9 protein-coding genes are annotated in these 9,128 nt (G+C 67.3%); 6 read left to right on the top strand and 3 right to left on the bottom strand.

Translation table 11 applies throughout. From position 1 onward, the window contains the following. Positions 1-204: 204 nt before the first annotated feature. Both ACLP4W_RS21775 and ACLP4W_RS21770 read right to left on the bottom strand, forming a co-directional pair. On the bottom strand, positions 205-615 hold the full coding sequence (locus ACLP4W_RS21775; RefSeq protein WP_442377017.1) for a hypothetical protein: 411 nt from the start codon (positions 613-615) through the stop codon (positions 205-207). Beyond that, positions 616-861 (bottom strand): hypothetical protein, encoded by a 246-nt coding sequence (locus tag ACLP4W_RS21770; RefSeq protein ID WP_442377015.1) that lies wholly within the window; start codon positions 859-861, stop codon positions 616-618. It abuts the gene before it with no gap. Positions 862-1,100: 239 nt separating this feature from the next. On the opposite strand from ACLP4W_RS21770, the gene ACLP4W_RS21765 reads away from it, so the two are divergent. The 6 genes from ACLP4W_RS21765 to ACLP4W_RS21740 all read left to right on the top strand — a co-directional run bounded on the left by ACLP4W_RS21765 (position 1,101) and on the right by ACLP4W_RS21740 (position 6,935). Then, on the top strand, positions 1,101-1,655 hold the full coding sequence (locus tag ACLP4W_RS21765; protein WP_442389496.1) for a CGNR zinc finger domain-containing protein: 555 nt from the start codon (positions 1,101-1,103) through the stop codon (positions 1,653-1,655). 63 nt (positions 1,656-1,718) lie between these two features. Next, complete coding sequence (gene lon, locus ACLP4W_RS21760; protein WP_442389495.1) at positions 1,719-4,040, top strand: endopeptidase La; 2,322 nt, start codon at positions 1,719-1,721, stop codon at positions 4,038-4,040. Positions 4,041-4,085: 45 nt separating this feature from the next. Beyond that, positions 4,086-4,475 carry a nitroreductase family deazaflavin-dependent oxidoreductase gene (locus ACLP4W_RS21755; protein WP_442389498.1) on the top strand — a complete coding sequence of 130 codons (390 nt, stop codon included), beginning with the start codon at positions 4,086-4,088 and terminating at the stop codon, positions 4,473-4,475. An 11-nt stretch (positions 4,476-4,486) separates the two neighbouring features. Then, positions 4,487-4,819 carry a TfoX/Sxy family protein gene (locus ACLP4W_RS21750; protein WP_442389494.1) on the top strand — a complete coding sequence of 111 codons (333 nt, stop codon included), beginning with the start codon at positions 4,487-4,489 and terminating at the stop codon, positions 4,817-4,819. A 52-nt stretch (positions 4,820-4,871) separates the two neighbouring features. Then, positions 4,872-5,609 carry a DUF72 domain-containing protein gene (locus tag ACLP4W_RS21745; protein ID WP_442389497.1) on the top strand — a complete coding sequence of 246 codons (738 nt, stop codon included), beginning with the start codon at positions 4,872-4,874 and terminating at the stop codon, positions 5,607-5,609. A gap of 84 nt (positions 5,610-5,693) precedes the next feature. Continuing rightward, on the top strand, positions 5,694-6,935 hold the full coding sequence (locus ACLP4W_RS21740) for an NAD(P)/FAD-dependent oxidoreductase (RefSeq protein WP_442389493.1): 1,242 nt from the start codon (positions 5,694-5,696) through the stop codon (positions 6,933-6,935). On the opposite strand, the gene ACLP4W_RS21735 is transcribed toward ACLP4W_RS21740, so the two are convergent. After that, the gene (locus ACLP4W_RS21735) at positions 6,912-9,059 is read right to left on the bottom strand and encodes an NAD-dependent epimerase/dehydratase family protein (RefSeq protein WP_442389492.1); all 2,148 of its coding nucleotides are present in this window, start codon (positions 9,057-9,059) and stop codon (positions 6,912-6,914) included. The two genes, ACLP4W_RS21740 and ACLP4W_RS21735, sit on opposite strands and share 24 nt — an antisense overlap. Positions 9,060-9,128 lie beyond the last annotated feature (69 nt).

Below are 9,128 nucleotides of genomic sequence, written 5' to 3'. Positions count from 1 at the left end.
CCGACACTCGTACGATAATTTCTCACTGGGGCCTCCCACATCTTGTGGCTCTACCGGCCAGGACCACATTCCTGACGGCAACCCACGTTCACATGTGAGCGAGGCCCCAGCCCCTCATACCGTCTAGGGGCCGGTGCCGAGACTTCCACTGATCGGCAGACTGTGGCGAGCGGTGCCGGACACGGAACCGTTGTCTCGGTTCTTTTAGGCGTAAGCCGTTACGCGCGATTCGGGCTCGACGGGGCTGATGTCGCGGGCGGTGTCCTGGGCGAGCCCGGCCAGCTGACGCCATGAGCGGATCGCGTGGCCGGTGAGCTCGATCATCCGGCTGACCGTCGTGGTGTCCCTGGAGGCGAGACCGTGCGCGTTTTGCGCGTGAACGACTACCTTGTCCAGCGACATCAGCAGGTCGCTGTCCACGAATGCGGTCGACTCGGACGCGGCCTGCACCGCACGCATCCCGGCGCCGCTGAGGGTCGAGGCCACCTCGCGGGCCGCGCGGCCGGCGGCGTCCCAGTCCGCGTCGGCGGGCATGTCACCCGAAGCGGCGGCGCGGTGCAGCTCGGCAATGTCGAGGATCGCTTTGTGGGCGGTGATTTTGGCGTACTTGAGCACTCACCAGGTCGGACTGGTCAGCAATTCGGCGATCCAGGCGTGGACGACGGTCTCAGGAACATCGGCGGTTCCGACCGTCTGCCAGGCGAGGTCGAGGGCCAGCACGCTGTCATCGGGTAACAGGTAGCCAGCGGGTCCCGCGAGCAGATCGTTGGATGTCTGGACGAGCAGGCTCAGCGGCCGCACCGAGCGGGTCGGAAAGTCGGTGACCTGCTCATCGCCGGTGATGTAAGAAATGACGTTCATCGCGCACCCTTTGCCGGAGCCCGGCTGGTGCGATCCTCTGCCCAACCTCAGCGGGTGGGTTATCCGGTAGAGGTCCATTTTAGGTTGGCTCCTTTCGCCGTTCACTGCCGAATAGATCGGCTGGTTACTCGCTTAGACGCCGGACATGTCCTTCTCGTTCGAACTGCTAAGACCCTCGTAACCTGTTTAGATAGTTATAGGTTGGCGCTCGGCGATGAAACCTGTCAAGATGGTTACTTGTGACATTCGTCTATGTGGGCGGCCGCCGATGCCTGAACTTCGTGGGCACCATGAAGCACCGCGATTCGGCCCGCGAAGAACTGCTGACTCGGCCTGAACTGTTGTCGGAATTTGCAGTTCAGGGAGGGCTGCTCGACGGCGCCATCCACGTCACCGATGACGATCTGGCGGCCGCAATCGAGCTGCGGGAAGCCATCTACCGGACCGTGATCGCCCGGCTAGAGCACCGCCGGCCCCAACCCGCCGACGTCGACCTGCTCAATGAGCGTGCAGCTCAACCTCAGCTCACGCCGCGATTGCAGCGAACCGGCGCGACCCGCCGCGAGGGCACCGCGTCGCAACTGCTGGCGACTCTGGCCGCCGATCTGGTCGATCTCGTCGCCGGAACCGACATCGAGAACGTCAAGCGCTGTGCCCACCCGGACTGCATGCGCCTGTACCTCGATGCGTCGCGGGCGAAAAACCGGCATTGGTGCGGGATGGGCACCTGCGGCAACCGCGCGAAAGTTCAGGCGTTCCGGGCCCGCCAGCGCGCCTCGTCTTCCACCGCGTAGTCCTCGGGAACAAATCACCTCCGACGAAGGTTGAGCGCGACAGGCTTAACTTTGGAGGATTCGATGGCGGAAGCCAAGTCAGTGCCGGTGTTATTTGTCAGTGACCCGATCGTGTTGCCCGGGATGGTCGTGCCGATCGCCTTGGATGACGCCGCTCGAGCGGCTGTCGACGCTGCCCGCGCCAGTGAGTCGGGCCAGCTGCTGATCGCCCCGCGGCTCGACGACCGCTACCCGTCCTACGGCGTGCTGGCGACGATTTTGCAGGTCGGCCAGATCGCCGGTGGCGGTACCGCCGCGGTCGTGCGTGGCGAGCGGCGGGCCCAGATTGGCATCGGCGCAAGCGGGCCGGGCGCGGCGTTGTGGGTCGAGGTGACCGAGGTCACCGAGCCTGAGCCCAGCGACGAGACGCGTGCGATGGCCGCCGAATACAAGAAGCTGCTGCTGGCGATGCTGCAACGCCGCGAGGCCTGGGAGCTGGTCGACGTCGTCAACCGGCTGATCGACCCGTCGGCGCTGGCCGACATGGCTGGTTATGCGTCGTATCTGACCGCTGTGCAGAAGCGCCAGCTGCTGGAAACCGAAGATACGGGCCGTCGCCTCCGTCTGTTGATCGACTGGACCGGCGAGCAGTTGGCCGAGGTCGAGGTCAACGACAAGATCGCCGAGGACGTCCGCGAGGGCGTGGAGAAGACGCAAAAGGAGTTCCTGCTGCGCCAACAGCTGGCCGCCATCCGCAAGGAACTGGGCGAAGGCGAACCCGACGGGTCAGACGACTACCGGGCCCGCGTGGAGGCCGCCGACCTGCCCGAGAAGGTGCGCGATGCCGCGCTGCGGGAGGTCGGCAAGCTCGAACGGGCCAGCGACCAAAGCCCGGAAAGCGGCTGGATCCGCACCTGGCTGGACACCGTGCTCGACCTGCCCTGGAACGTCAAGACCGAGGACTCGACGGATCTGAAGGCCGCGCGGGAAATCCTGGACGCCGACCACCACGGACTGGAGGACGTCAAGGACCGCATCGTCGAGTACCTGGCCGTGCGTACCCGCCGCGCCGAGCGCGGGCTGGAGGTCGTCGGCGGCCGTGGCTCCGGCGCGGTGATGGCGCTGGCGGGTCCCCCCGGCGTCGGCAAGACGTCGCTGGGTGAGAGCGTGGCCCGGGCGCTGGGCCGCAAGTTCGTGCGCGTCGCCCTGGGCGGTGTGCGCGACGAGGCCGAGATCCGCGGGCACCGTCGCACCTACGTGGGCGCGTTGCCGGGCCGGATCGTGCGTGCAATCGGCGAGGCGGGGTCGATGAATCCCGTTGTGCTGCTGGACGAAATCGACAAGGTCGGTTCCGACTATCGCGGCGACCCGAGCGCGGCGCTGCTCGAGGTGCTCGACCCGGCGCAGAACCACACGTTCCGCGACCACTACCTGGATCTCGACCTGGACCTGTCCGACGTCGTCTTCCTGGCGACCGCCAACGTGATCGAGAACATTCCGTCGGCGCTGTTGGACCGCATGGAGCTGGTCGAGATCGACGGTTACACCGAAGACGACAAGGTCGCCATCGCCCGTAACTACCTGCTGCCCCGGCAGCGGGAGCGGGCGGCGCTGGGCGACGACGAGGTCACGGTCACCGACGCGGCGTTACGCAAGATCGCCGCCGACTACACCCGCGAGCCGGGTGTGCGTCAGTTCGAGCGGCTGCTGGCCAAGGCGCTGCGCAAGGTGACGACCAAGCTTGCCGAGCAGCCCGGGCCGAAGACGATCGACGAGCCCGATCTGGTTGGTTACCTGGGCCGGCCGCGGTTTACGCCCGAGTCGGCCGAACGCACCGCGGTGCCCGGGGTGGCCACCGGCCTTGCTGTGACGGGTCTGGGCGGCGATGTGCTCTACATCGAAGCCGGCGCGACCGACGGTGAGCCGGGTCTGCAGTTGACGGGCCAGCTGGGCGACGTGATGAAGGAATCCGCGCAGATCGCGCTGTCCTACGTGCGCTCACACGCCGAGCAACTCGGTGTCGATCCGAAGGCGCTGGACCGGCGCATCCACGTGCACGTGCCGGCCGGCGCGGTGCCCAAGGATGGCCCGTCGGCCGGTGTCACGATGGTCACCGCACTGGTGTCGATGGCCACCGGACGTCAGGTCCGCTCCGATGTCGGCATGACCGGCGAGGTCACGCTGAACGGCCGGGTGCTGCCGATCGGCGGCGTCAAGCAGAAGCTGCTGGCCGCCCAACGCGCCGGCCTGTCAACGGTTTTCATCCCGTCGCGCAACGAGCCGGATCTGGATGATGTCCCCGCCGAGGTGCTCGAAGCGTTGACCGTCAAACCGATGACGGACGTCGCAGAGATCGTGGCGCAGGCGCTGGAACCGGTGGCCGAACCCGCCACGGCCGCCGCCTGACCGACAGCGAGGGCCACGCCCGTGACAAGGGCGCGGCCCTTGGCGTTGAATAAGGGCGTGAATCTGAAACGGCAAGTAGTGCAGGGCGTTCAACGGTCGGTCGTCAATCCCGTGGGTCGGCGATTGCCGGTGACCATGCTCGAGACCACTGGTCGCAAGTCCGGACAACCACGGCACACAGCGGTGGGCGGAAGGGTAATCGACAACCAGTTCTGGATGGTCTCCGAACACGGCGAGCACTCCGACTTCGTCCGCAACATCAAGGCTAACCCGGCCGTTCGGGTGCGCATCGGCGGTGAGTGGCGTAACGGAACCGCTCACCTGCTGCCCGACGATGACCCCGTGCAGCGGCTGGGCAACCTCCCCCGGCTCAACAGCGCGGTCGTGCGCTTGGCGGGCACCGATCTGCTGACCATCCGCGTGGACCTGGACTGACACAGGCCCGCATGGCGTACGACGAGGACCTGGCCAACCGGATCCGCGAACTGCTCGGCTCCGAACGTGGCGTCGAGGAAAAGCGAATGTTCGGCGGCCTGGCTTTCCTGATCAACGGCAACATGTCCGTGGCCGTCAGCGGCCAGGGCGGCCTGCTGGTGCGGGTGCCGCCGGCCGACACCGACAAGCTGCTGGAGCGTATCCACGTCAGCGCCATGGTGATGGCGGGCCGGGAAACCCGCGGCTGGTTACGGATCGACGCTGACGGCGTGCAAACCAAACGCCAGCTGCAGAGCTGGGTCACGCGGGGAACCGGCTACGCGCGCGGCCTGCCGCCCAAATAGATGAGCAATTACCGGCCCCGGTTTGCCGAAACGCGGCACGGGTGACCCGCCGTTGACCGTGCGGATCGGCACGTCCGGATGGTCCTACAACCATTGGGCGGATGTGCTGTACCCGCCCGGCCTGTCGTCCGCGCACCGATTGACCCGCTACGCCGAGGTTTTCGACACCGTCGAGCTGAACGCGAGTTTCTATCGGTGGCCCAAGGATTCGACGTTCGCCGCCTGGCGCGATCAGCTGCCCGACGGTTTCACGATGTCGGTCAAGGCGCACCGGGGGCTGACCCACTATCGGCGGCTGGCTTTGGCCGAACAGGGGCCCGAGCCGTGGATCGAGCGGTTCGAACGCTGCTGGCAGCTGCTGGGTGATCGCCACGGAGTGCTACTGGTTCAACTGCACCCCGGGCAACGGCGCGATGACCCGCGCCTGGATGCCTTCCTGCAAAGCGTGCCGGAGTCGATCCGGGTGGCCGTCGAGCTGCGGCATCCGTCGTGGGATGACCCCGCTGTGTACCGGCTGCTGGAACGCCGCCGCGCCGCGTATGTGGTGATGAGCGGCGGCGGACTGGCGTGCATCCCGCGGGCCACGACGGATCTGGTGTATGTCCGGATGCACGGGCCGGATCGGGATGCGATGTATGCCGGATGCTATTCGAACGACGAGCTGCGGCGCTGGGCCGACCGGATCACCCATTGGGACGGCGACGGCAGGGACGTGTGGGTGTATTTCAACAACGACCCGGGTGGCCATGCCGTCCGCAATGCGCTGTATTTGCGCGGGCGTTTGGGCTGAGCCGGGCGGGGTAGCCTGGACGGCGGGGCCTCAATGGGACCTGTCTCTGGTTGGTCAGCACCACAACAGAATGGGGCAGCAGTCATGGCCAGTTCGACAGCATTCGTCATCGTCGGCGGCGGACTTGCCGCGGCCAAAGCGGTGGAAGCATTGCGCGACAACAACTTCGACGGCCACATCGTCATTCTCGCCGAGGAGATGCGCCTGCCCTACGAGCGCCCTCCGCTTTCCAAGGAGTATCTGGCTGGCAAGAAGTCGTTGGACGACTTCACCGTGCAGAACTCCGACTGGTACCGCGCCCACCAGGTCGACCTGAGACTGGGCTCGCGGGTGTCGTCGTTGGACTGCGCCGCACACACCGTCGGACTTCCCGACGGCACCACGGTGGCCTACGACAAGCTGCTGCTGGCGACGGGATCCGCGTCGCGGCGCCCGCCGATACCTGGCTGCGACGCCGACGGAGTCCACTACCTGCGCACCTACGACGATGCCGCGGCACTGAATTCTGTTCTGAACGTGGGATCTTCGCTCGCGGTAGTGGGCGCCGGCTGGATCGGCCTGGAGGTGGCCGCCAGTGCCCGTCAGCGCGGCGTCAACGTCACCGTTGTCGAAACGGCGAAACAACCACTGGTGGCGGCGCTGGGCGAAACGGTCGGCGAAGTGTTTGCCAACCTGCATCGCGATCACGGTGTGGACCTACGGCTACAGACGCAGGTCGAGGAGATCACCCGGGCCGAGGGCACCGACGGTGCGGCCACCGGCCTGCGGATGCGCGACGGGTCGACGGTTGCCGCCGATGCCGTACTGGTTGCCGTCGGCGCCAAGCCGAACGTCGAACTCGCCGAACGGGCGGGGCTGTCCATGGGCGACGGCGGGGTGCTGGTTGATACGTCGCTGCGTACCAGCGATCCCGACATCTACGCGGTCGGTGACATCGCCGCCGCGCAGCACCCGCTGTTCGACGGCCGGATCCGCACCGAGCACTGGGCCAACGCGCTCAAGCAGCCCGCGGTGGCAACCGCCGGAATGCTCGGGTCGCCGGGCGAATACGCCGAGCTACCCTACTTCTTCACCGACCAGTACGACCTCGGAATGGAATACGTCGGGCACGCACCCAGCTTTGAGCGAGTGGTGTTCCGCGGTGACGTCCCCGGCCGTGAATTCGTCGCGTTTTGGCTCGACGGGGACAATCGGGTGCTGGCCGGGATGAACGTCAACGTCTGGGATGTGCTCGATGACGTGAAATCCTTGATTCGGTCGAAGACTCCCGTCGACGTCGACAAGTTGACCGATCCGCAGTCGTCACTGGCCGACCTGCTGGGTTGACGTTGGTTGCGGGTCAGTTCGGCCAACCGGAATCCACGTCCCGTCGATGACGTCGGGTGGGCGCTGCACCTGCAAGCGCTCCCGTTCGGCGCGGCGGCGCTTGATCCGCAGCCGAGCGTCGGCCGGCATGGTGACCAGTTCGTCACAGGTCAGGTAGTACACGTCGTCGGCAACGTCGGTCATGTCCGCGGCGACCCGCCGAGATCCCAGCTCCCGCAACGTCATTCGGAACTCATGGGTGAACCGGATGGTCGTGTCGTGGGCCAGCTCCCGCGAACCGCGGACGTTGCCGGCCAGTCGGCGGATCAGCGGCGCCCGCGGCTCCGTGGGAGTGGGAGCGGATTCGGCGACGACAGCGGCCTGCGCGGCCGCCATCAGCAGCATCGCCGGATCGTCGCCGAACACCGCGCTGGCCAGCTCGGCCTCCGCTGGCCCACGGTGCCCGATCCGGGCGACCGCGGCATCGAGAGCGCCGGCGGTGTCTGGAGACAACGCGCGGATGCTTGCGACGTTCCCTTCCCGGGCCATCCCACACAGCGGCGGGTCACCGCGCAACATCGCCGCCAGCTCGGCGGTCTCCGCTGTGACGCGGCCGCTTTCCATGATCATGTCGATCCCGGACACGCTCGATCCCGCCCGGGTTCGCTGCTGCGCAGCCGCGGTGACGCCGGTGTCGAGCAACCACAGCGCCGTGAGGATCCAGCCTTGGTGGATCCGGTCGCGCAACAGCCGGATTCGAACTTCCAGGCTGGCATCCGGCAGCGCGGCCAATTGCGCGACGTCCAGGTGTTCTGCCTCGGCCGCGGCGCCGTAGGCCCGCGTGTCGGATTTGAGATGGCGCATCAGGGCAACCGAACGCGCCGCGACGACGGCCTTGGCGACCGACCCGAGCGCTCCCTCGGCCAGTTGGGGTTCGCCGAACGGCAGCAGGTCGCCCACCTGCGGCTGGCCGACCAGGGCGCGCCGGGCGATGGCGTGCTGATCCCAGCCGGGCAGCTGGGCGGCGGCAAGGACGTTGGACGACACCCCGACGTAGGGGCGATGGCCGAAGACGGCGATGGCCCTGCTATCCCACTCGTCGGTTACCACGCCACCAAGAGCGAGCGCCTGACCCAGCACCCGAGTGGCCGTGCGTAGCCCGCTCAACTGGACATCCAGCGTGATCGGGGTCAGTGGTCCGGGTAGCGCCTCGGCAAGGCCGGTTGCACTGAAGACCGGGAACCGGGGATCTATCCAGTCGTCGAATTCACCCTCGATGCCCTCCGGGGCCGCGCTGTGCAACCCGTCGGACGGCCGTGGCCGCGGAGCAACCTCCACCGGGAGCGCCAGTTGACGCCCGTGGTTGGTCGCGCCGGCGGCATCGACTCGTCGCCCGACGAGTCCACGGGCCGTGTCGGCGACCGCCTCGAGCGCCTGCCAGCCGAACTCGAACATCCAATCCTCTTGCGCCGCAGTGATATCCATATCCGGAATCAATTGCGACCAGCTGCGAACCCGATGCAGCCGGGAACGCGGGTCAGCGGATCGCAGCAGCCGCCACGCGGTGGTCGGGTTGGTGGTGTCCGGGGTGGCGAGGTCCACGACACCGGTGCGGTCGGTGTTCACCGAGAAAACCAGGAAACGCACCAGGTCGTCGAGATGCAGCACCCTTATCGGCTGCGCGGAGGGCTTGGTGCGCAGCAGCGTGGCCACGGTACGGCACACCATCCAGTCGAGCTGGCGGCCGACCGGCGGCGCGATCCGGATGACCAAACTCGGTGCCCAACTGGTGGACACCAGTGCCTCGGCCGGCCGATACAGGTCGGGGCGACCTGCGGCCTGGGAGACGAACAGCAGCCGCGCACCGGCGCGGGCGGCCGCGTGGGTCACATGCGCAACGCCGTCGATGTCCGCGCTGCCCGGTGCGGTCGTGTCGACCGGGGCCAGGTGGATCACCGCGTCGGCCTCGTCGGCCAGATCTTGCAGGATTGGGTGACTCAGCGGCGCGCAAACCAGTTCGACGCCGGGGTCCAGGCAGTCGTGTGGACGCTCGGCAATGCCGCTGACCGTGTGCCCCGCAGCGATCAGCTGGCGCGCGACCAGCCGCCCGACTGCACCCGTGGCGTCGGTAACCAGGATCTGCACCTGGGCTCACCTCCCCCAACGTCCACCTCGACAATAGGCAAATCGGCCCGACTTGCGCGACTGTTACGG

The sequence above is a fragment of the Mycobacterium sp. genome, from assembly GCF_052145595.1.
Taxonomy (GTDB): Bacteria; Actinomycetota; Actinomycetes; order Mycobacteriales; family Mycobacteriaceae; genus Mycobacterium.
This window is presented reverse-complemented; position numbering and strand designations above follow the sequence as displayed.

Bases quoted from the DNA above. Each gene is read 5' to 3' on its own strand.
- ACLP4W_RS21740 (WP_442389493.1), top strand. From the start codon at position 5,694: ATGGCCAGTTCGACAGCATTCGTCATCGTCGGCGGCGGACTTGCCGCG.
- lon (WP_442389495.1), top strand. From the start codon at position 1,719: ATGGCGGAAGCCAAGTCAGTGCCGGTGTTATTTGTCAGTGACCCGATC.
- ACLP4W_RS21750 (WP_442389494.1), top strand. From the start codon at position 4,487: ATGGCGTACGACGAGGACCTGGCCAACCGGATCCGCGAACTGCTCGGC.
- ACLP4W_RS21770 (WP_442377015.1), bottom strand. From the start codon at position 861: ATGAACGTCATTTCTTACATCACCGGCGATGAGCAGGTCACCGACTTT.